We start from the raw sequence: 21,796 nt of genomic DNA on the forward strand, positions 1-21,796 counted from the left end.
TTAATCCACCAATAGCTCGCGGAGAACCGCATTCAAAACAGCGCGGCCCTGATCGGTGGCACGCAGCCTGTCACCAGAGATAGTCACCATGCCCAGATCTGCAAGGTCGCGCAGTTTCGCCTGTGACATCTCTTGGCCGGAAAGCTGGGCATAGCGCACCATATCCAGACCTTCTGAAAGGCGCATCCCCATCATCAGGTATTCCGCCGCTGCATCTTCGGCTGTCAGGGTTTCGCGCAGGGATTCACCATTACCGGCGTCTACCGCCTTGAGCCAGGCGCCGGGGGCGAGGTGGGTCTCAGTGGCGAAGCGTCTACCATTCAAGGTAAGTCTGCCATGTGCGCCGGGGCCGATACCGACATAATCGCCATAGCGCCAGTAGATCTGGTTGTGACGAGATTCGGCACCGGGTTTGGCATGGTTGGAGATCTCGTAGCCATGCATGCCATGTCGGGCGCAGATTTCCTGCGTGGCTTGGTACATGTCGGCTGCTGTGTCATCAGGGGGCAGGTTGCGGAGTTTGCCGCGTGCGTAGCGGTCGCCAAAGGCGGTGCCTTCCTCGATCGTCAGCTGATAAAGCGAGAGGTGGTCGATCGCCATGGACAGCGCGTCGGTGAGTTCGGTCTGCCACGCAGCAAGGGTCTGCCCCTGGCGCGCATAGATCAGGTCAAAGCTGACCCGATCAAAACACTTTCGGGCAATGTCAAAGGCCGCACGGGCCTCTACGACGGTATGTAGTCGCCCCAAACGCCGCAGATCCTCATCGTTCAGAGCCTGAATGCCCATGGAGACCCTGTTCACCCCGGCGTCACGGTAGCCGGCAAAGCGTCCGGCTTCGACAGAGCCGGGATTTGCTTCAAGTGAGATCTCTATGTCATTGGCAAAGGGCCAGATTTCACGTGCGCGCTGGATCACGGCGGCAACGGTTTCCGGCTGCATCAGAGACGGTGTGCCGCCGCCAAAGAAAATGGAGTTTAGAACTCGGCCCGACAGCTGCTCTGAGACTCTATCAAGTTCCACAAGATAGGCTCTAAGCCAGACTTTCTGGTCTATTTTAGAGGTGACGTGACTGTTGAAATCACAATAGGGACATTTGGCCTGGCAGAACGGCCAGTGGACGTACAGGCCAAAGCCCCCATTGCGCCAGTCATCCACCGAAACAACCCCGAACGAACTGGGCCAAGGCCTGGCCACGGTGGCTGATCTTGTGCTTTTCGGCCGGATCCATCTCGCCACAGGTGATGTCGTAGCCGTCGGGTTGGAACATTGGATCGTAGCCAAAGCCATGCGCGCCGCGGATCGGCCAGACCAGCTGTCCGGGCATCACCCCTTCGAAGACCTCGTCGTGGCCGTCGGGCCAGGCGACGACGAGGGTGCAGCGGAACTGGGCTGTGCGCGGCGCATTGGCGCCAGCCGCGTTCAGCGCGTCATTGGCCCGGGTCATGGCCAACGCGAAATCGCGGCCATTCGGCGTTTCGGCCCAATCGGCGGTGTAAACACCGGGGGCGCCGTTCAGCGCGTCGATGGTGATGCCGGAGTCATCGGATAGGGCAGGGAGGCCGGTGGCCCGAGCCGCCGCATGCGCCTTGATCCTGGCGTTGCCGACAAACGTATCCTCGGTTTCCTCGGGCTCGGGCAGCTCCATCTCGGCGGCACCGATGACGCTGACACCGTGCGGTGTCAGGATCTCGGTGATCTCGGCCAGCTTGCCCTTGTTGTGGGTGGCGACAAGCAGCTTGCCGCCTTCCAGTTTGCGGGTCATGCGCAGGCGGCCTTTTGCATTTCGGCCAGTTCGGAGGTGCCCTTGGCCGCAAGGTCCATCAGCTCGTTCATCTGGTCGCGCGAGAACAGCGAGCCTTCGGCGGACATCTGCACTTCGATCAGCTGGCCGGAGCCGGTCATGATGAAGTTGCCGTCAACGCCAGCCTCGGAATCTTCGGGGTAATCGAGGTCCAGCACCGGCTGGCCTGCATAGATACCGCAAGAAACAGCAGAGACAGGATCCAGCAGCGGGTCGATTTTGACGTCACCCGCCTTCATCAGCTTGTTCACCGCCAGACGCAGTGCGACCCAGCCGCCGGTGATCGAGGCACAGCGGGTGCCGCCATCGGCCTGAAGCACGTCGCAGTCGACTGTGATCTGGCGCTCGCCGAGGGCGACCCGGTCCACACCGGCGCGCAGGGCGCGGCCGATCAGGCGCTGGATCTCAACGGTGCGGCCGCCCTGCTTGCCCGCGGCCGCCTCGCGGCGCATCCGGGTGTTGGTGGCGCGCGGCAGCATGCCGTATTCTGCGGTAACCCAGCCGAGCCCGGTGCCTTTGATGAACGGCGGCACACGGTCCTCGATGGTGGCTGTGCACAGGACGTGGGTGTCGCCAACCTTGATCAGGCAGGAGCCTTCGGCGTGTTTGGTAAAGCCGGTCTCGATCGAGACGGCGCGCATCTCATTCAGTTCTCGTCCAGAGGGTCGCATGTCACATCCTTTGTTTTGTTGAGCCGGGGATAGCCCCCGGACCTGCGGCGATGCAAGCCCGATTGACCTTTTGCGCTGCTGCTCTTTAATGACATTCCGGTGCCGGGTTCCTATGTTGAGACCGGATGTGGAGCAGGAAAACCGATGAACGACGTGAACAACATACTGGAGGATCTGAACGACCGGTCCCGTGAAGTGTTCCGGACGGTGGTCGAGAATTACCTGGAGAGCGGCGACCCGGTGGGCAGCCGGACGCTGACCCGCTCGTTGAGCGAAAAGGTCAGTGCCGCGACCATTCGCAACGTGATGCAGGATCTTGAATTCATGGGGCTGCTGGACAGTCCGCATGTCAGCGCCGGCCGCGTGCCGACGCAGCTGGGGCTTCGGATGTTCGTCGACGGGCTGCTGGAAGTCGAGGATCTGAAGGTCGACGACCGCGAGAAAATCGACGCCACGTTGGGCCGCAATGGCGGTGATGTGGGCAGCATGCTGGACCGGGTCGGCGCGGCGCTGTCGGGGGTGACGCAGGGGGCGTCCCTGGTGCTGACGCCCAAGCATGAGGCCGAGATTCGCCATATTGAGTTTGTATCGCTTGCCCATGACCGGGCGCTGGTGGTGCTGGTGTTTTCCGACGGTCACGTGGAAAATCGCCTGTTCAAGCCGCCACCGGGGCAGACCCCCAGTTCGATGCGGGAGGCTGCGAATTTCCTCAACGCGCTGATTGAGGGGCGCACGCTGAGCGATGTGCAGCGTCAGATCCAGAAGGAGATTTCGGCGCGCCGACAGGAGATCGACAGCCTGGCGCATCAAATGATCGAAAGCGGACTGGCGGCCTGGGAGGACGACGGTAGCGATCAGGCAAGGCTGATCGTGCGCGGCCGGGCGAATCTACTGGCTGAAACCGGCGCCGCAGAGGAGCTGGAACGCATCCGCACCCTGTTCGACGACCTGGAGCGTAAGCGGGACATTGCCGAATTTCTGGAACTGACCGAAGACGGCGAGGGCGTGCGTATTTTTATCGGCTCGGAGAACAAACTTTTCTCACTTTCGGGTTCCTCTTTGGTGGTGTCTCCCTATATGAACGCGGATCGAAAGATCATCGGTGCGGTGGGGGTCATTGGCCCGACGCGCCTGAATTACGGACGGATTGTGCCGATTGTAGACTATACGGCACAACTGGTCGGCAAACTGTTGTCGGACCGGAGTTAGAGGTGAAACATGGCAGAGCTCAAGGACGAAGACTTTCTGGATGACATCGCCGCCGCCGAGGCGGAGGAGATGGCGGCGCAGACCGAGGAGTTTGATGACGCCTCGCTGGAAATCGACGCGCTGCGGGCGGAACGGGATGAGCTGAAGGACCGGTTCATGCGGGCGCTGGCAGATGCCGAGAACGCCCGCAAGCGTGGCGACAAGGCGCGCCGCGAGGCCGAAAATTACGGCGGCTCGAAACTGGCCCGCGACATGCTGCCGGTCTATGACAACATGAAACGCGCCATCGAATCCGCCACCGAAGAGCAGCGCGAGGTTTCTGCAGCGTTGATCGAGGGCGTTGAGCTGACCATGCGCTCGTTGCTGGGTGTGTTTGAAAAACATGGCGTGCGCATCGTCTCACCCGAGGTGGGTGACAAGTTCGATCCGCAGGTGCATGAGGCAATGTTCGAGGCTCCGGTTCCGGGCACCAAGGCAGGCGAGATCATCCAGGTTTCCGCCGAAGGCTTCATGCTGCACGACCGGCTGCTCCGTGCGGCGCAGGTCGGGGTGTCCTCGACGCCGGCCAGCTGAGGCAGCCCTACCGCTGGAAGCAGGCCCAGGTGGGCCTGTGGCTCCGGCGGAAGTATTTTGGGAAAGATGAAAAGCGGTCCCGATGGGGCCGCTTTTGGTTTATTCGGCCGCTTCTTTCAGTTTGTAGAGCATGTCCAGCGCCTCGCGCGGGGAGAGCTCGTCTGGGTGGATGCTGTCGAGCAGCGCCTGCGCCGGCGAGGGACCTGCGGCGGGCTTGGGCTGGGGCGGCGGGGCGGCGGCAAACAGCGGCAGATCGTCGATCTGGACCTTGCCACCGCCTTCGCGGCTGCCCTGCTCCAGCATGTCCAGCACATCGCGCGCGCGGGCAACCACGGATGGGGGAAGCCCCGCAAGCTGCGCGACCTGAACGCCATAGGAGCGGTCGGCGGCGCCCTTGCGCACCTCGTGCAGGAAGATCACCTCGCCCTCCCATTCCTTGACCGCCACGGTGGCGTTGTCGACACCCTCCAGCTTGGCGGCCAGCTGGGTCAGCTCATGGTAATGGGTGGCAAACAGCGCACGAGAGCGGTTCACCTCATGCAGGTGCTCCAGCGTCGCCCAGGCGATCGACAGGCCGTCATAGGTGGCGGTGCCGCGGCCGATTTCGTCGAGGATCACCAGCGCGCGGTCGTCGGCCTGGTTCAGGATGGCGGCGGTTTCGACCATTTCCACCATGAAGGTGGAGCGGCCGCGGGCCAGATCGTCGGACGCGCCAACGCGGCTGAACAGCTGGCTGACGATGCCGATATGGGCGCGTTCGGCGGGCACGTAGCTGCCCATCTGTGCCAAGAGCGCAATCAGCGCGTTCTGCCGCAGGAAGGTCGATTTACCGGCCATGTTGGGACCTGTCAGCAGCCAGACCGCGGCGCCATCGCTGGCGCTGAGGTCGCAGTCATTGGCGACAAATGTCTCTCCGCCCTGCTGACGCAGTGCCTGTTCCACCACAGGGTGACGCCCGCCTTCCACGTGGAACGTGCGGCTGTTGTCGACCTTGGGGCGGGTCCAGCCCTCGCCACGGGCCAGATCGGCAAGAGCGGTCAGCAGGTCCAGCTCTGCCAGGCCGCGCGCGGCGGTGTTCAGCCTGGCCGCGCAATCCAGAATAGAGTCCGTCAGCCTTTTGTAGAGCCGCTTTTCGATCTCCAGCGCCAGGTTGCCCGCGTTCAGGATGCGGGTTTCGATCTCGCTCAGCTCGACCGTGGTGAAGCGTACCTGGTTGGCGGTGGTCTGGCGGTGGATGAACGTCTCGTTCAACGGCGGCGACATCATCTTGTCCGCGTGGGTTGCGGTGGTTTCGATGAAATAGCCGAGCACGTTGTTGTGCTTGATCTTCAGTGAGGCAACGCCGGTCTGTTCGGCATATCTCTGCTGCATCGCCGCGATAACACCGCGCCCCTCGTCGCGCAGGGTGCGGGCCTCGTCCAGTTCCGCGTCATAGCCCGCGGCGATAAAGCCACCATCGCGCGACATCAGCGGGGGATATGCGATCAGCGCGGCATCGAGCAGGGAGAGGAGTTCGTCAAACCCCTGTAGATCGCCGATGGCATCGCGCATCAGCTGGGGCAGATCCAGACCGCCACAGAGACCGGTGATGATTTCCGCCTGCGACAGGGCATTGCGGATGGCGGCGAGATCGCGCGGGCCACCGCGCTCCAACGCCAGGCGTGACAGGGCGCGGTCAAGGTCGGGGGTCTTGCGCAGGGCGTCGCGCAGCTCCTGGCTGAGAGGTGCCTGATCCACGACAAAGTCGAGCGCGGCGAGCCGGTTCAGGATGACGTCCTGGCTGCGCGAGGGGCTGGACAGGCGCTGTTCCAGCAGCCGCGCGCCGCCGGGGGTCACGGTGCGGTCCACCACCGCCAGCAGCGAGCCTGCGCGGCCGCCGGACAGCGAGCGTGTCAGCTCCAGATTGCGCCGCGTGGCGGCGTCAATCTGCACGACCCGGTCCTGTGCCTCCTGTTGGGGCGGTTGCAGCAGCGGCAGTTTGCCCTTCTGGGTGATCTCCAGATAGTCGATCAGCGCCCCCATCGCTGACACTTCGGCGCGGGTGAAGGTGCCAAACCCGTCCAGCGCGTTGACGTTAAACAGGGTGCAAATGCGTTTCTCGGCGGCGGTGCTGTCAAAGCTGGCCTTGCCCAGCGGGGTGAGCGGGATCTTGTATTCATCGGCCAGCGGGCGGGTGGCCTCATAGGCGGGGCCATCGGCGACGATCAGCTCGGACGGGGCCAGACGGGCCAGTTCCGGCGACAGACGCACGCGCGCAATCGGCATCACGTGGAACGCACCGGTGGAGATGTCGGCCCAGGCCAGTGCCGCCTCGTCCCGCAGTTCGGCATAGGAGACCAGAAAGTTGTGCCGCCGCGCCTCCAGCAGGGAGTCCTCGGTCAGGGTGCCGGGGGTGACCAGCCGCACCACATCGCGTTTGACCACTGATTTGGAACCGCGTTTCTTGGCTTCGGCTGGGCTTTCGAGCTGTTCGCCCACGGCCACGCGAAACCCCTTGCGGATCAGCGTCAGCAGGTAGCCTTCGGCAGCATGCACAGGCACGCCGCACATCGGAATGTCCTCGCCGTTGTGCTTGCCGCGCTTGGTCAGGGCGATGTCCAGCGCCTCTGCGGCGTTGACGGCATCGTCAAAGAACATCTCGTAGAAGTCGCCCATCCGATAAAAAAGCAACGCATCCGCATGCGCTGCCTTGATCTCGAGATATTGCGCCATCATGGGCGTTACGGTCATGAAAGGTCCCCCGGTCTGTCATTGCCAGACTTCTACAATGGGGGCGGGCCGAGGAAAACCCGGATGTCCCGGCGGCGGCGTAAGGCCGGCGGTGGATTGCTGTCAGTAGAGGTTGCGCAGAGTGTCCGGCATGGTGTTGGCGATCGACAGCGCGACACTGCTGAGCTGCTGCTGGGCCTGAAGCGCCAGCATCTTGGTTGCGGTTTCCTCGATGTTGGTCTCGATCATTGAACTGACGCCACGGGTAATCGAATCCGACATCCGGCTGACAACGGTGCCCTGTTCGGCGAGTTGGCCGGCGCCGGATCCCAGCGCTGCGGAACTGTTGATGGCATAGGACAGGAACCCTTCGATTTCCTCCAGTGCAGTCAAAGCGCTGGCACTGTCCGTGATCGTGGTGCGATTACCGAGATCGAATTTCGGGCTGCCTTCAAAATCCACGCCCGAAACGGTGATCGTAGAGAGGCCGAGGCTGTTGGAAAGATTGGATGCCACGGTCAGCCCGGTGCCGCCCGCGCCATCAACATCTGTCTTGAGCAGGTTCACGCCCCCGTACTCCGAGGCGGATATGACGGAGCTGATCTGTTCAACTTTCTTCGCCATGGCGGCTTCATACTTGCTGAAATCGCCCATCCCGCTGCTGGCCTGTATCGCAAGCGTGCGCATATCCGACAGCGTGTCGGTGATCTGTTCCGCGCCAGCGGAGGCAACGGCAACCGTGGCTTCGCCCAGTGACAGCGAGTCCGAGACCGACCGCAGCCCGGAAATATCCGAGTTCATCAGTTCCGAAATTGCCCAGAGGGCGGCGTTGTCCTGTGCCGTATTCACTGTCTGGCCGGTGGAAACGCTGTCTTGGACAGCCTCGAGCTGGCTGTTGGTGCCGCCCAATGTCTGCAAAGCCACAAGCGCGCCGGAATTATTGTTGAAACTTATCATTCCGCGTTGTTCCCATAGTTGAAACCATGCCCGAAGGGCGGGCGAACAGCCGCCTTTCTGACGGATGCATGACAGGCACCTAAATTGCGTGCCGCAGCGCCACCTGACGGTCAGGTGCAGGTTAATGATTGATAAATAAATGCAGCCGAGGCAGGCCCGAAATGTGGCGAAAATGCGGCAGACGTCATGGGGATTTAGCGGTTTTTATCTATTTTCGGAAGATACAGATTCTTGAAACCCCGGATTGAGAGGTGCCCGCGGCTGGGATAAGACGGGACTGATGTGGAGAGGACTAGGACCAAATGCCCAAAACAAAGATCACCGACGCAGAAGCACTGGCGTTTCACCTGGAACCGTCTCCCGGCAAGTGGGAGATCAACGCAACCGTTCCGATGACCACCCAGCGCGACCTGTCGCTGGCCTACAGCCCCGGTGTTGCCGTCCCCTGCGAGGCAATCGCGCAAAACCCTGAAACGGCCTATGATTACACCAACAAGGGCAATCTGGTCGCGGTGATTTCCAACGGCACCGCGGTGCTGGGTCTGGGCAACCTGGGCGCGCTTGGCTCCAAACCTGTGATGGAGGGTAAGTCGGTCCTGTTCAAACGCTTTGCCGACGTGAATTCCATCGATATCGAACTGGACACCGAAGACCCGGACAAGTTCATCGAAGCGGTCAAGCTGATGGGCCCGACCTTCGGTGGCATCAACCTTGAGGATATCAAGGCGCCGGAATGTTTCATCATTGAGCAAAAGCTCAAGGAAGAAATGGACATTCCTGTGTTCCACGACGACCAGCACGGCACCGCGGTGATCTGCGCGGCCGGCCTGATCAACGCGCTGCATCTGTCGGGCAAGAAGATCGAGGACGTGCGCATCGTCCTGAACGGCGCCGGTGCCGCGGGTATCGCCTGTATCGAGCTGCTGAAATCCATGGGCGCGCGGCACGAGAACTGCATCGTCTGCGACACCAAGGGGGTGATCTATCAGGGTCGCACCGAGGGCATGAACCAGTGGAAATCGGCGCATGCGGTCACCACCGAACTGCGCACGCTGGAAGAGGCGATGCGCGGGGCGGATGTGTTCCTGGGCGTGTCTGTCAAAGGGGCTGTGACTCAGGAAATGGTCAAATCCATGGCCGACAACCCGGTCATCTTTGCCATGGCCAACCCGGATCCCGAAATCACCCCGGAGGAGGCGCATGAGGTGCGTGTCGATGCCATCGTCGCCACCGGCCGGTCGGACTATCCGAACCAGGTCAACAACGTTCTGGGCTTTCCGTATCTGTTCCGCGGCGCGCTGGACATCCACGCCCGCGCCATCAACGATGAGATGAAAATCGCCTGCGCCCATGCGCTGGCCGCTCTGGCGCGCGAGGATGTGCCGGACGAGGTGGCGCTCGCCTATGGCAAGTCGCTGTCCTTTGGTCGCGACTACATCATCCCAACGCCGTTTGATCCGCGCCTGATCCACCGCATCCCGCCGGCCGTGGCCCGGGCGGGCATGGACACCGGTGCGGCGCGCCGTCCGATCGTGGATATGGACGCCTATGAACACGGGCTGCGCGGTCGCATGGACCCGACGCAATCGGTTCTGCGCGGCCTCAACGCCCGCGCCCGCGCTGCCCAATCCCGGATGATCTTTGCCGAAGGCGACGACCCGCGGGTGCTGCGGGCCGCGGTTATGTACCAACGCGCCGGGTTCGGCAAGGCGTTGGTTGTGGGCCGACCCGATGATGTGAAGGAAAAACTCGAAGAGGCGGGCCTCGGCGATGCCGTCCGCGAGCTGGAAGTGGTGAACGCCGCCAACACCCAGCATTTCGAAACCTACAAGGACTTCCTTTACAACCGCCTGAACCGCCGTGGCCACGACCGCAAGGACATCCACCGCTTGGTTGGCCGCGACCGGCACGTGTTCTCGGCGCTGATGCTGGCGCATGGCCACGGCGACGGCTTGGTCACCGGGGCTACCCGGAAATCGGCGCATGTGCTGGATCGGATCAATCATGTCTTTGATGCAGATGCAGCCCACGGTGCGGCGGGTGTCACAGCCCTCCTGCACAAGGGGCGCATCGTGCTGATCGGCGACACGCTGGTGCATGAATGGCCGGACGAGAACGACCTTGCCAATATCTCTGAACGGGCCGCGGTCGTGGCCCGACACATGGGGCTTGAGCCTCGGGTCGCTTTCGTCAGCTTCTCGACCTTTGGCTACCCTGTCTCGGAGCGGGCTGAGAAGATGCATCGCGCGCCGGCCGTGTTGGACGACCGCGGGGTCGATTTCGAATACGAGGGCGAGATGACCGTGGATGTCGCCCTGAACGCTGCCGCGCAGGAGGCATACCCGTTCCAGCGGCTGACGGGTCCCGCCAACATCCTGATCGTTCCGGCCCGTCATTCGGCGTCGATTTCGGTCAAGCTGATGCAGGAAATGGGTGGCGCCACGGTGGTTGGCCCGATCCTGTCTGGCATCGACAAGCCTGTGCAGATTTGCTCGACGACCTCGACCGCAAATGACATCCTGAACATGGCGGTGCTGGCCGCCTGCAACATCGGGTGATCTGACATGGCGATCTGGAACCTCGGATCCATCAACGCGGACATGGTTTATGCCATGCCGCATCTGCCGACGGCGGGGGAGACCCTGGCCGCCGGCGGGATGCAGCGGTTCCTGGGGGGCAAGGGCGCCAATATGTCCGTGGCCGCCACCCGCGCCGGCAGCGATGTGATGCATATCGGCGCGGTCGGGGCGGATGGCCTCTGGGCGGTGGAGCGTCTGGCGGCCTATGATGTGGATGTTCGCCATGTTGCCCGGCTCGACATGCCGACGGGACATGCCATCATTGCGGTGGACCGGGATGGTGAAAACCTGATCATTCTCTTCCCCGGCGCCAACCGGGAAATCTCAGCCGACCAGCTGGACCGGGCGCTTGACGAGGCCCGTTCCGGCGACATTCTGGTGATGCAGAATGAGACCAATATGCAAGCCGAGGCAGCGCAGCTCGCCAAGGCGAAGGGGTTGCGGGTCTGCTATGCCGCGGCGCCTTTTGATGCCACGGCGGTGCAGGCGGTGCTGCCCCATCTGGACTTCCTGATCCTGAATGAGATCGAGGCGGACCAGTTGCAACAGGCCAGTGGCAAGTCACCGGCAGATCTGGGGGTTCGTGATGTGATCATCACTCTGGGCGCCAAGGGCGCGCGCCATATCGACGGGGCCAGCGGCGCGGTGTCGGATGTCCCGGCGCTTCCGGTCACCGCTGTCGACACAACCGGGGCCGGCGACACCTTCACCGGCTACGTGCTGTCAGGTCTGGACCGTGGTCTGACGATATCAGAGGCGATGGCCCAGGCCGCGCGGGCCGCGGCGCTGATGGTCACACGCCATGGCACCGCGGATGTGATCCCGACCCTTCAGGAGGTGACGGCCGCCCGGTTCTGACAATCCCGGTTTCTTTCTGACTGAAACTACTCCGGGGGAATTGGCCGCAGGCCAAGGGGGCAGAGCCCCCCGGCGCGATGGCCCTTCACTGCTTGCGGGCAAATGGCGCCGCATCGCCCCACAGCTGCCGCACCCGTTGATCGCGCCCGCAGGCCTGGCGGTAGCGTTTATAGGCTGCGGCCTGGCGTTTGGGGCCAAATCGGGTCAGGACCAGGCTGTCGCCCTTATAATAATCCTGATAATAGTCCTCGGCATGGTAAAACCGGCTGCTCTCCAGGACAGGGGTCACGATCTCCTGGCCCAGCTCAGCCTGCGCCTGTGCCTTTACCTCCAGCGTCAGAGCCTCTTCCGCCTTGTCAGAGACAAAAACCGCCGTCCGGTAGCTGTCGCCGCGATCACAGAACTGGCCGCCGGGATCAGTGGGGTCAATGGAGCGGAAGAACATCCGAAGCAGCTGCCTGCGCGAGATTTTTGACGGGTCAAAAGTGATCTGTACCGCTTCGTAATGCCCTGTGCCGCCGCGGGTCACCGATTTGTAGGTCGGGTTCTTGGTACTGCCGCCGGTGTAGCCCGAAATCGCCTCGATAACGCCGGGCACTGATTCAAAATCACTTTCGACGCACCAGAAGCAGCCGCCGGCGACGGTGAGCGTCCGGGTGTCCTGCGCCTGTAGCGGATGGGCCTTTGCCAGACCGCCCAGCACAAGAAGACCCATGAGGGCCAAGGATTTCATCTGGTTCACAAGCTGCATCATTGCCTCCGACGTGGGTTGTGGCAAGCCTGCCCGCCGACGGCACCGCGCTCAAGCCTTGGTCGGGTGGGGTCACCGATTGGTGATGGCAAGTTACTGAACGCGCCGTGCAGACCCGCACTGTTGCTAAGGGCGGTCGCGGCGGTGCAGGGGCGTTGCCTCTCTGGCCCCGCAGGGGCAATTCAGCCCAGAGTATTTTCCGGAAAGATGAGGGCCTTGGCTCAGCCGATCAGCTTGCTGAGCTTCAGTGCCACGCCCATGTCGCCAGAGAGTTTGATCTTGCCCATCATCACCGCAGTGGCCGGGTTCAGCTTGCCGGCCAGCAGTTTGGACAGGTTTTCTGGGCTGAGCCGCAGGGTGCAGTCGGTGTCGCGGTCCACGGTGCTGGCGGTGCCGTCGGCCAGAATGATGACGCCGTCCGCGCCGCAGTCGAATTTCAGCGAGCCGTCAAACGGTCGGTCTGCGAGGTTTTGGCGGATGCCGGCTGCGATGTCTTCCAATGTCTTGACCCTTCTATACCTGCACAAAAGGTAGAGCAGACCGGACGCGGGGCGCAACATTGACCCAGCGGGAAAGACGCGGGGTTACGTATCGGCAAGCGCCGTCCGGGTCAGCGGGCAGGGAACGCCGCCGTAAAACCTGTCCAGAACCTCGCGGCATTCGGTGGGTGCACCGGGCACGGCGGCGAACAAGGTCATGGAGGAGCGCAGTTTCTTGGCATCCACCGGGCCGAGAATGGCGGCCGGATCGGTGCCGGCGTGGGACAGCATCAGTTGGCAGACCTCGCACAGGCGGGCGCGCAGGATCTCGTGGTCGAGATAGGCTTTGGCCTCAGCCAGATCCTCAATCCCATAGAGCTGCGCCATGTGGGATTTACCCAGTTCTGCCAGCTGCGGAAAGACGAACCACATCCAGTGGCTCGTCTTCTTGCCGGCGGCAAGCTCGCTCAGGACATCTGCCCAGACAGTGTCCTGAGCCTCGACAAACATCTCCAGCTCTTCCGCGAAATCGTCTTCGAAGTCGCCGTCTATGTCGTCGTATCTGCTCACTTCTTGATCCGGCGCGCGCGGGCGGCCAGCAGTTTCAGGCGCAGCGCGTTCAGCTGGATGAAGCCGGCGGCGTCCTTTTGATCGTAGGCGCCAGCGTCTTCTTCAAAGGTCACATGTGCCTCGGAGTAGAGCGAGTTCTCCGACCAGCGGCCAACAGTATTGGCGGAGCCTTTGTACAGTTTCACCCGCACGGTGCCGGACACATGGGTCTGGCTGGCGTCAATCGCCGCTTGCAGCATCTCGCGCTCCGGGCTGTACCAGAAGCCGTTGTAGATCAGCTCTGCGTATTGCGGCATCAGCTGGTCCTTCAGGTGCATCGCGCCGCGGTCCATGGTGATGGATTCAATGCCACGGTGCGCTTCCAGCAGGATGGTGCCGCCGGGCGTTTCATAGATGCCGCGGGACTTCATGCCGACAAAGCGGCCCTCGACCAGATCCAGACGGCCGATGCCGTGCTTGCGGCCGTATTCGTTCAGCTCGGTCAGGATGGTCGCCGGCGACATCGCTTCGCCGTTGATGCTGACCGCATCGCCCTTCTCAAAGCCGATCTCGATGTATTCGGGCGTGTCGGGCGCGTCCTCGGGGTGGACGGTGCGCTGGTAGACGTAATCGGGCGCTTCCTGCGCCGGGTCTTCCAGAACCTTGCCCTCGGAGGAGGTGTGCAGCAGGTTGGCGTCAACCGAGAAGGGCGCCTCGCCGCGCTTGTCCTTGGCAACCGGGATCTGGTGCTCTTCGGCGAACTCCAAGAGCTTGGTGCGCGAGGTCAGGTCCCATTCGCGCCAAGGCGCGATTACCTTGATGTCGGGGTTCAGCGCATAGGCCGCGAGCTCGAAACGGACCTGGTCGTTGCCCTTGCCGGTGGCGCCATGGGCGACCGCGTCGGCGCCGGTCGCCTCGGCGATTTCAACCAGGCGTTTGGAGATCAGCGGGCGCGCAATCGAGGTGCCCAGCAGATAGAGACCCTCATAGACCGCGTTGGCGCGGAACATCGGGAAGACGAAGTCGCGGACAAATTCCTCGCGCACATCCTCGATGAAGATGTTTTCCGGCTTGATGCCCAGCATTTCCGCTTTCTTGCGGGCGGGCTCCAGCTCTTCACCCTGGCCGAGGTCGGCGGTGAAGGTGACAACTTCGCAGCCGTATTCGGTTTGCAGCCATTTCAGGATGATCGAGGTGTCGAGGCCGCCGGAATAGGCGAGCACAACTTTCTTGGGCGCGGACATGGAATTCCCTCTCAGGTCAGAACGTCTGGGGCGTAGCGGGTTTTGGCTGAAAGAGCAAGGTTGTCCGGGGTTTTCTGCGCCGTGCACTGTGTCTAGGGTGCGGACGATAGAATTTAATCATTTGGAGACGGCCGTAATGAAAGGCTGGACAATTTTTGTGCATTCTGTCCGCATGGTAATGCGGAATTTGAACTACGCGGTCAGGATCGCTGCCGGGCCGGTGCTGATCGGGCTGGCCACCGTCTTTGCGTTGCTGGCAAGCGCCGGTCTGCCGCTGACGCTGATGACCGATCAGCAGGCGGTGTCGCAGGTGTTGGCGGCAGGCGGCTTTGGCCTGACGCTGCTGGTAGTGTTTCTAATTATTTTTGCGGTGCAGATCTGGGTGTTCGTGTCCTGGCACCGTTTTGTGCTGCTGGAGGAATACCCCAGAGGCCTGCTGCCAGCGTTTCGCGGGGACCGTATGCTGGCCTATTTCGGGCAATTCCTGCTACTCGTTCTTGTTGCGTGCGCGGTTATGATCCCGGCCGGGGTCATCTCGGCGCTGGTCGCTGGAATCGCAGGCAACGGTGGGGCGGTGCTGGTCGTGGCTGTCGTGGTCATATTTTTTCTCTTCACGCTTGTCACAATGTACCGGCTGACGCCCATCCTGCCGGCCGCCGCTATTAACCAACCGCTGAAGCTGCGCGATGCCTGGGACAAGACGCGGGGCACCACCGGCACAATCGTGGTGCTGGTGGTTCTGATTGCGGTGTTCAACGTGCTGCTGCAGTTGCTTGTTGATCTGTCGATGGCGGTGTTTGCGCCGCTTGGCATCGTGTTCCTGATCTTTGCAACACTGGTTGCAACGCTGGTCAACGTCAGCGTCGTCACCACCTTCTATGGCCACTACGTGGAGGGGCGCCCGATCTGATCGGCGGGGGCACCAGCCGGTATTCTTATGTATGCTTTCACCCCCGCCCCTTGCCTTGGGGGCGGGCTTGCGCCACTGAATGGCTCATGAGCGATTTCAAGACCCAGGCCAGAGAGGCCGAGGCGGCGATGCGCGATGTGTTCCCGCCCACGCCGCTTCAACGTAACGTGCACCTGTCGGAGCGTTTCGGCGCCGACATTTACCTCAAGCGCGAAGACCTGAGCCCGGTGCGCTCCTACAAGATCCGCGGCGCGCTGAATGCGATGCGCAAGCAGCCGGATCAGGAGCTGTTCGTCTGTGCCTCGGCCGGCAACCATGCGCAGGGCGTGGCCTTTATGTGCCGCCACCTGGACAAGCGCGGGGTGATCTTCATGCCGGTGACCACACCGCAGCAGAAGATCCAGAAGACCCGGATGTTTGGTGGCGACAATATCGAGATCCATCTGGTTGGCGACTACTTTGACATTTGCCTGGCGGCGGCGCAGGAGTGGTGCGCCAAGGAGGGCGGTCACTTCCTGTCACCCTTTGACGATGCTGACGTTATCGAAGGCCAGGCCTCGATCGCGGTGGAGATCGAGGCGCAGCTGGGCGCGGTGCCCGATCACGTGATCCTGCCAGTGGGCGGCGGTGGCATGTCGGCTGGGGTGTTCTCCTGGTTTGGCGACGCGGTCCACAGCCTGTTCGTGGAGCCTGACGGCGGTGCCTGCCTGCGCGCGGCGCTGAGTGCAGGCAAGCCGGTACCGCTGGACCATGTCGATACGTTTGTCGACGGTGCCGCGGTGGGGCGGATTGGACAACAGCCCTTCGATATCCTGAAAGACGTGCCGCTGCCGGATGTGCTGAGCGTGGCCGAGGATCGGATCTGCGCCACCATCATTGAGATGCTGAATGTCGAAGGCATCGTGCTGGAGCCGGCCGGCGCGCTGTCGGTGGAGGCTTTGCAGGATGTGCGCTCCTGGATCCGCGGCAAAACCGTGGTATGCGTCACCTCCGGTGGCAATTTCGATTTCGAACGCCTGCCTGAGGTGAAAGAACGCGCGCAGCGCTATTCCGGGGTGAAGAAATACTTCCTTTTGCGGCTGCCGCAGAGGCCCGGTGCGCTGAAGGAGTTTCTGGGCATACTGGGCCCAGAGGACGACATCGCCCGGTTTGAGTACATGAAGAAATCTGCGCGCAACTTCGGCTCTGTGCTGATCGGTATCGAAACCAAGCGGCCGGAAAACTTTGAGCAGCTGTTTGCGCGTCTGGATGCGGCCGGGATGACATTCACCGACATCACGCAGGATGAAACCCTGGCGCAATTCGTTATCTGACGGGCGACCCGAAGGGTCAGAACTTTTCGGTCATCCCGCTCAGGAAGCTGGATTTTGAGGCCTGGTAGCTGGCAAGGATGGCAGCGACATCGACGCTGTCCGCCGCGCCTTCCGCGGCCTTGCGTTCACCGTCGAGGCACAGGGCGGAGAAATCCTGAAACCCGAGATTCAAGGCGCTGCCTTTCAGGAAATGCAGCTGCTGCTCCAACTCCGCGCGATCGCCAGCCTCCAGCTTGGTGATGACGCCCTCGACTTCTTCCAAAAAGATTTCAACGACTTCGTCGAAATCCTCGGCGCCTACCTCCTCGCGCAGCTCGCTCACACGTGGCCAGTCAATCATGTGCTTGTTCCCAAAGTCTGTTGCGACGTGTGATTTATTAAGTTGATTGCCGTAAAAAGATGGTGAAAGAAAGGGCTCTATTCAAGTTTTAAACTTCACTGCCTGTTAAAGTTCTGCCCCGATAGTATCACAAGATCATCTGATTTTTCCATTGTGAGGTGCCTTCGGTGCTGCCAGAACGTTCGATCGACGACGAGGACCACACAGTGGCCGGAACCATACGCCGTGTGCTGGTTGTCGACGACAGCCGACTGCAAAGACGCATTCTTGTGGCCTCGCTGAAAAAGTGGGGGTTTGATGTCGTCGAGGCGGACAGCGGCGAATCGGCGATGGAAATCTGCCAGGCGGAAACACCCGATCTTATTCTTAGCGATTGGATGATGCCCGGCATGAACGGGCTGGAATTCTGCCGCGCTTTCCGCGCCAGCAGCAGCACGGAGTATGCCTATTTTATCCTTCTGACCTCCAAGAGCGAGAAAAACGAGGTGGCGGAGGGGTTGGATGCCGGCGCCGATGACTTCCTGACCAAGCCGGTCAGTTCTGACGAGCTGCGGGCGCGGATTTCGGCGGGCGAGCGGATCCTGCGCATGCAGCGCGAGCTGTCGGAGAAGAACCGCATCGTTTCGGAAACGTTGGGAGAGTTGCAGCGGGTCTATGATGCCATCGACAAGGATCTGATCCAGGCGCGCAAGATCCAGGAATCGCTGGTGCCGGAGCTGTCCAAATCTTTTGGCTCCTCGACCGTCAGCCTGTTGCTGAAACCCTGCGGCCACATCGGTGGCGACCTGGTGGGCATGTTCTCGCCGGGCGTTAACCGGATCGGATTCTACTCCATTGATGTGTCCGGCCACGGGATCACCTCGGCGATGATGACGGCGCGTCTGGGCGGCTATCTGTCGTCGAATTACTTTGACCAGAATGTTGGCATGGAGAAGCGGTTCAACCGGTTCTACGCCCTGCGCCAGCCGGAGGAGGTCGCCAGCATGCTGAATGCAAGGCTGATCGCCGACACCGGCATCGAAGAGTATTTTACGATGGCTTACTGCATCGCCGATCTGCGCAGCGGCGTGGTCAAGATGGTGCAGGCCGGCCATCCGCATCCCCTGCTGCTGCGCAAGAACGGCGAGATGGAATTCATCGGCAAAGGCGGCGTGCCAGTGGGGCTGGTGCCAGATATCGGCTACAGCCAGGAAGAATTCGTGATGGAGAAGGGCGACCGTTTGCTGCTGTTCTCCGACGGCTTTACCGAGGCACGGCTGGAGGACGGCTCCATGCTGGAGCCAGAGGGCCTGCTGGACCTGGTCGGCAAATGCAGCCCGGGCCAGGGCGGCAAGGAATTCCTGGATGACCTGTACTGGCACCTGACTCAGGTGATGAGCAAGGAACACGGGCTGGAAGACGACGTCTCTGCCACGCTGTTTGATTTTCAGGGGCCGTAAGTCGCAGCAGCGCCGCTAAAGCTGTTTTACCAGCATCGCGGCAAAATGCCGGTCGCCGGCGTTGCCCAGTTGACTGACGGCTTGTTGCGGCGCCATCCACAAGGCTTCATGTGCTGGCTCCAGCGGCGGGCCGACCGCGCGCAATGGCAGCGCGGTGTAGATATGGCAGATCTTCTCTGCCCACAGGTCATATTCGGGCATATAGGCATAGCGGCGAAACACCCCCAGCTTGCGTGGAAAGGCGATCTTCCAGCCGGTTTCCTCATACACCTCGCGGTGCAGTGCGGGCAGGGGCGATTCGCCCGGATCAATGCCGCCGCCGGGCAATTGAATGTCTGGCCCCGGATCATGCTGACAGGTCAGCAGCAGCCGCCCGTCGCGCGGCAACAGCGCATAGACACCGGGCCGCCGGGTGTAGATCTGGCCCTTTTCGGGGCTGCTGCCAAATCGCCGGATCATGGGCTCGCCTCTTCACTCTGCCGTCAATTCGCCTATATAGCCCCGGTATGCCAACCCCCGGCGCGTAAGGAAACCCCATGACTCTTGGTTCGAAAATCGCGTGGGACGACACCGTCCTGCCCTTCCAGCTTGATGCCTCGGACATGCGCGGCCGCGTTGCGCGGCTTGACGGCGTGCTGGACGGTATCCTGAAACAGCACGACTACCCGCCCCAGGTCGAGGCCTTGGTGGCGGAGATGGCGTTGCTGACGGCGCTGATTGGCCAGACCATTTCGCTGCGCTGGAAATTGTCGTTGCAGGTGCAGTCCAAGGGCGCGGTGCGGATGATTGCCACCGATTATTATGCGCCGCAAAAAGAAGGCGAGATCGGCCAGATCCGCGCCTATGCCAGCTTTGACCGTGACCGGCTGACGGACGGCGCCCCCTTTGATCAGGTAGGCGAGGGCTATTTTGCGATCCTGATCGACCAGGGCAACGGCACCCAACCCTATCAGGGCATCACGCCGCTGGCACAGGGCTCGCTCAGTGCCTGCGCCGAATCCTACTTTGCCCAGTCCGAACAGCTGCCGACGATGTTCAAGCTCAGCTTTGGAAAGTCATCCGAGCCGGGCGTAGGCGAGCACTGGCGCGCAGGCGGGATCATGTTGCAAAGCATGCCAAAGGCTTCCCCCTTTGCGGCGCAGGGCGAAGGGTCCGGCGAAACCTTGCAGGCCAGTGATCTGGTCTCCGGCGACCAGGAGGAAAACTGGAACCGGGTGACCGTGCTGCTGAACACCGTCGAGGACCTGGAGCTGATCGGCCCCTCGGTGACCCCCGCCGACCTGCTGGTGCGATTGTTTCACGAGGAACAACCGCGGGTCTACGACTTCCAGCCGGTGCGCTTTGGTTGCACCTGTTCAGAGGAGCGCGTGCGGCAGAGCCTGTCGATCTATTCCGCCAAGGACATCGCGACGATGACCACGGAGGACGGCCGGGTGACCGCCGACTGCCAGTTCTGCGGCGCGCATTACAATCTGGACCCTGCCTCGCTGGGGTTTGATGCGGACAACCCGCCCAGTGCCTGACGCTGCGCAGGATCTATCGGGCAGGATAGCCGCGGCGCTGAAGCGACAGGGCCACGGCTCGTCTGATTTTGACCTGAACCCCGGCACGGTGCTGCCCGAGGGGCGCAAATTGCGCCCGGCCGGGGTGCTGGTGCCGATCTCGCTGGCCTCGGGCAGCCCGCAGCTGATCCTGACCAAGCGCTCTTCGGCCCTGAAGCACCATCCCGGCCAGATCGCCTTTCCCGGCGGCAAGGTGGATCCGGGCGACCGCGATGAAACCGCCGCCGCCCTGCGCGAGGCGTGGGAGGAAATCGGGCTGCCGCAAGATCTGCCGCAGGTGATCGGATGTCTGCCGCCGCATGAGACCGTGACGGGCTTTTCCGTGACACCGGTGGTGGCGCTGATCCGCGAGGGCTTTGCCGCGCGCCCCGAGCTGGGTGAGGTTGCCGAAGTATTCTCGGTGCCGTTGGAGCATGTGTTGGAGCCGCGCAACTATGTGGTGGAATCCCGCCGCTGGCGCGGCAGTCGGCGTCGGTATTATACGGTGCCATATGGCCCTTATTACATCTGGGGCGCCACCGCGCGGATGCTGCGCGGCTTTGCGGAACGGATGCTGTGAGCTTGCGGGTTGATCAGCCCTGGCTGCACGCGCCAGCCACCCAAGCCGTCTGCGCGGCGGTAGGGGCGGATGGAGCTGAGGTGCTGTTTGTCGGTGGCTGCGTGCGCAACGCGCTGCTGGGGGAGCCGGCGTCGGATATGGATATTGCCACCGATGCCACCCCGGATCAGGTGCTGGCGCTGGCCAAACGCGCGGGTATCAAGGCGGTGCCGACCGGCATCGACCATGGCACCGTGACGTTGATCCGCGAAGGCATACCGCATGAGATCACGACCTTCCGCAAGGATGTCGCCACCGACGGGCGCCGCGCAGTTGTAGCCTTTGCCAGTGACATCGCGGATGATGCCCGCCGTCGCGATTTCACCATGAACGCGATCTATGCCCGCCCCGACGGCGAGGTGGTCGACCCGCTGGGCGGGATGGCGGACCTGACCCAGCGGCGGGTGCGCTTCATCGGCACGGCCGAAAACCGCATCCGCGAGGATTACCTGCGCTCGCTGCGGTTCTTCCGCTTTCATGCCTGGTACGGCGACCCCGGCCAGGGGTTCGACGCCGACGCGCTGGCAGCGATTGCCGACAATCTGGACGGGTTGCAAAGCCTGTCGCGCGAACGCATCGGTGCCGAGATGCTGAAACTGCTGGGGGCCGCCGATCCTGCGCCGGCGGTTGCGGCGATGCGCCAGGCGGGGGTGTTGGGGCACATCCTGCCCGGCACCGACGACCGTGCGCTGGCACCGCTGGTCCATCTGGAGGGCACCCGCTCTGTTTCGCCGTTGCGGCGGTTGGCGGCGCTGGGCGGTGAAAACTTGCAGGATGCGCTGCGGCTGAGCAAGGCGCAGGCGGCACATCTGGCCCAGATCCGGCAGGCTGCTGCGGCCTCGGCCGGCCCGGCAGAGCTGGGTTACAGGCTGGGGGCAGAGACGGCGCTGGACGCCATGCTGTTGCGCGCGGCCTTGATGGAACAGCCGGTGTCTCCCGGGTTGGAGACTGATATCGCCCGTGGCGCCGCCGCGAAGTTTCCGGTCCAAGCGCGGGATCTTCTGCCGCGCCTGAAAGGCCCACAGCTGGGCCGCGCGCTAAAGCAGTTGGAGGCGGAGTGGATCGCGTCAGGCTTCAGCCGCAGCCGCGAGGATCTGCTGCACTCTCTTGGCTGACAGGCGGGGTGCTGCGTCGTGCAACCTTGGGGGGTGACAAGACAGCGTTTCCGGCGTAAAAAATCGGCAGCCACCACATGACGGAGGAATGCTGATGTATTACGGGATCTGGTTTCTTTAACGCCTGAGACCTGCCCCG

The 21,796-nt window shown here is 62.5% G+C and carries 21 protein-coding genes; 10 read left to right on the forward strand and 11 right to left on the reverse strand.

Features of this window, described 5'->3' with window-relative positions; all coding sequences use genetic code 11:
• From hemW to rph, 3 genes are read right to left on the reverse strand one after another with little or no spacing between them, the layout of a single operon-like run.
• Positions 1-1,155: a radical SAM family heme chaperone HemW gene (hemW, locus tag AC0IPL_RS01120; RefSeq protein WP_474271948.1), complete on the reverse strand. Its 1,155-nt coding sequence runs from the start codon at positions 1,153-1,155 to the stop codon at positions 1-3.
• Complete coding sequence (gene rdgB / locus AC0IPL_RS01125; protein ID WP_474271359.1) at positions 1,148-1,762, reverse strand: RdgB/HAM1 family non-canonical purine NTP pyrophosphatase; 615 nt, start codon at positions 1,760-1,762, stop codon at positions 1,148-1,150. Before rdgB ends, hemW begins: the two co-directional genes overlap by 8 nt.
• Positions 1,759-2,472, reverse strand: coding sequence for a ribonuclease PH (rph, locus tag AC0IPL_RS01130; protein ID WP_474271361.1), 714 nt, complete (start codon positions 2,470-2,472; stop codon positions 1,759-1,761). Before rph ends, rdgB begins: the two co-directional genes overlap by 4 nt.
• 144 nt (positions 2,473-2,616) lie before the next feature.
• On the opposite strand from rph, the gene hrcA reads away from it, so the two are divergent.
• Both hrcA and AC0IPL_RS01140 read left to right on the forward strand, forming a co-directional pair.
• Positions 2,617-3,681, forward strand: a complete 1,065-nt coding sequence (gene hrcA, locus AC0IPL_RS01135; RefSeq protein WP_474271363.1) for a heat-inducible transcriptional repressor HrcA — start codon at positions 2,617-2,619, stop codon at positions 3,679-3,681.
• Between the two features lie 9 nt (positions 3,682-3,690).
• Positions 3,691-4,254: a nucleotide exchange factor GrpE gene (locus AC0IPL_RS01140; RefSeq protein ID WP_474271365.1), complete on the forward strand. Its 564-nt coding sequence runs from the start codon at positions 3,691-3,693 to the stop codon at positions 4,252-4,254.
• Between the two features lie 99 nt (positions 4,255-4,353).
• Here AC0IPL_RS01140 and mutS read toward each other — a convergent pair whose 3' ends face one another.
• Positions 4,354-6,984 (reverse strand): DNA mismatch repair protein MutS, encoded by a 2,631-nt coding sequence (mutS, locus tag AC0IPL_RS01145; RefSeq protein ID WP_474271367.1) that lies wholly within the window; start codon positions 6,982-6,984, stop codon positions 4,354-4,356.
• Between the two features lie 102 nt (positions 6,985-7,086).
• Complete coding sequence (locus AC0IPL_RS01150; protein WP_474271369.1) at positions 7,087-7,920, reverse strand: flagellin; 834 nt, start codon at positions 7,918-7,920, stop codon at positions 7,087-7,089.
• A 302-nt stretch (positions 7,921-8,222) separates the two neighbouring features.
• On the opposite strand from AC0IPL_RS01150, the gene AC0IPL_RS01155 reads away from it, so the two are divergent.
• Positions 8,223-10,478, forward strand: coding sequence for an NADP-dependent malic enzyme (locus AC0IPL_RS01155; protein WP_474271371.1), 2,256 nt, complete (start codon positions 8,223-8,225; stop codon positions 10,476-10,478).
• Positions 10,479-10,484: 6 nt separating this feature from the next.
• Positions 10,485-11,357, forward strand: a complete 873-nt coding sequence (locus AC0IPL_RS01160) for a ribokinase (RefSeq protein WP_474271373.1) — start codon at positions 10,485-10,487, stop codon at positions 11,355-11,357.
• 85 nt (positions 11,358-11,442) lie between these two features.
• Here the strand turns inward: AC0IPL_RS01160 and msrA are convergent, their stop codons facing one another.
• The 4 genes from msrA to AC0IPL_RS01180 all read right to left on the reverse strand — a co-directional run bounded on the left by msrA (position 11,443) and on the right by AC0IPL_RS01180 (position 14,380).
• The gene (gene msrA / locus AC0IPL_RS01165; RefSeq protein WP_474271375.1) at positions 11,443-12,108 is read right to left on the reverse strand and encodes a peptide-methionine (S)-S-oxide reductase MsrA; all 666 of its coding nucleotides are present in this window, start codon (positions 12,106-12,108) and stop codon (positions 11,443-11,445) included.
• 221 nt (positions 12,109-12,329) lie between these two features.
• Positions 12,330-12,608: an SCP2 sterol-binding domain-containing protein gene (locus tag AC0IPL_RS01170; protein WP_474271377.1), complete on the reverse strand. Its 279-nt coding sequence runs from the start codon at positions 12,606-12,608 to the stop codon at positions 12,330-12,332.
• 84 nt (positions 12,609-12,692) lie between these two features.
• Positions 12,693-13,157, reverse strand: coding sequence for a DUF1810 domain-containing protein (locus AC0IPL_RS01175; RefSeq protein ID WP_474271378.1), 465 nt, complete (start codon positions 13,155-13,157; stop codon positions 12,693-12,695).
• A complete protein-coding gene (locus tag AC0IPL_RS01180; protein WP_474271380.1) occupies positions 13,154-14,380 on the reverse strand; it encodes an argininosuccinate synthase in 1,227 nt (408 codons plus the stop codon). The genes AC0IPL_RS01175 and AC0IPL_RS01180 overlap by 4 nt, the downstream gene beginning before the upstream one ends.
• On the opposite strand from AC0IPL_RS01180, the gene AC0IPL_RS01185 reads away from it, so the two are divergent.
• Positions 14,379-15,290, forward strand: coding sequence for a hypothetical protein (locus AC0IPL_RS01185; protein ID WP_474271382.1), 912 nt, complete (start codon positions 14,379-14,381; stop codon positions 15,288-15,290). The genes AC0IPL_RS01180 and AC0IPL_RS01185 overlap by 2 nt on opposite strands.
• A gap of 86 nt (positions 15,291-15,376) precedes the next feature.
• Positions 15,377-16,603: a threonine ammonia-lyase IlvA gene (gene ilvA, locus AC0IPL_RS01190; protein ID WP_474271384.1), complete on the forward strand. Its 1,227-nt coding sequence runs from the start codon at positions 15,377-15,379 to the stop codon at positions 16,601-16,603.
• A gap of 16 nt (positions 16,604-16,619) precedes the next feature.
• Here the strand turns inward: ilvA and AC0IPL_RS01195 are convergent, their stop codons facing one another.
• Complete coding sequence (locus AC0IPL_RS01195; protein WP_474271387.1) at positions 16,620-16,943, reverse strand: Hpt domain-containing protein; 324 nt, start codon at positions 16,941-16,943, stop codon at positions 16,620-16,622.
• Between the two features lie 167 nt (positions 16,944-17,110).
• On the opposite strand from AC0IPL_RS01195, the gene AC0IPL_RS01200 reads away from it, so the two are divergent.
• A complete protein-coding gene (locus tag AC0IPL_RS01200) occupies positions 17,111-18,382 on the forward strand; it encodes a PP2C family protein-serine/threonine phosphatase (RefSeq protein ID WP_474271390.1) in 1,272 nt (423 codons plus the stop codon).
• A 15-nt stretch (positions 18,383-18,397) separates the two neighbouring features.
• On the opposite strand, the gene AC0IPL_RS01205 is transcribed toward AC0IPL_RS01200, so the two are convergent.
• Positions 18,398-18,841 carry an NUDIX hydrolase gene (locus AC0IPL_RS01205; RefSeq protein ID WP_474271392.1) on the reverse strand — a complete coding sequence of 148 codons (444 nt, stop codon included), beginning with the start codon at positions 18,839-18,841 and terminating at the stop codon, positions 18,398-18,400.
• 77 nt (positions 18,842-18,918) lie between these two features.
• Between AC0IPL_RS01205 and hslO the strand changes: the two genes are divergently transcribed.
• The 3 genes from hslO to AC0IPL_RS01220 are packed head-to-tail and all read left to right on the forward strand — an operon-like array spanning position 18,919 to position 21,657.
• Positions 18,919-19,905, forward strand: a complete 987-nt coding sequence (gene hslO / locus AC0IPL_RS01210; protein WP_474271394.1) for an Hsp33 family molecular chaperone HslO — start codon at positions 18,919-18,921, stop codon at positions 19,903-19,905.
• On the forward strand, positions 19,880-20,503 hold the full coding sequence (locus tag AC0IPL_RS01215; protein ID WP_474271397.1) for a CoA pyrophosphatase: 624 nt from the start codon (positions 19,880-19,882) through the stop codon (positions 20,501-20,503). The genes hslO and AC0IPL_RS01215 overlap by 26 nt, the downstream gene beginning before the upstream one ends.
• Before the next feature lie 2 nt (positions 20,504-20,505).
• Positions 20,506-21,657 carry a CCA tRNA nucleotidyltransferase gene (locus AC0IPL_RS01220; protein ID WP_474271949.1) on the forward strand — a complete coding sequence of 384 codons (1,152 nt, stop codon included), beginning with the start codon at positions 20,506-20,508 and terminating at the stop codon, positions 21,655-21,657.
• Positions 21,658-21,796 lie beyond the last annotated feature (139 nt).

The sequence above is a fragment of the Leisingera sp. SA32 genome (assembly GCF_056033425.1).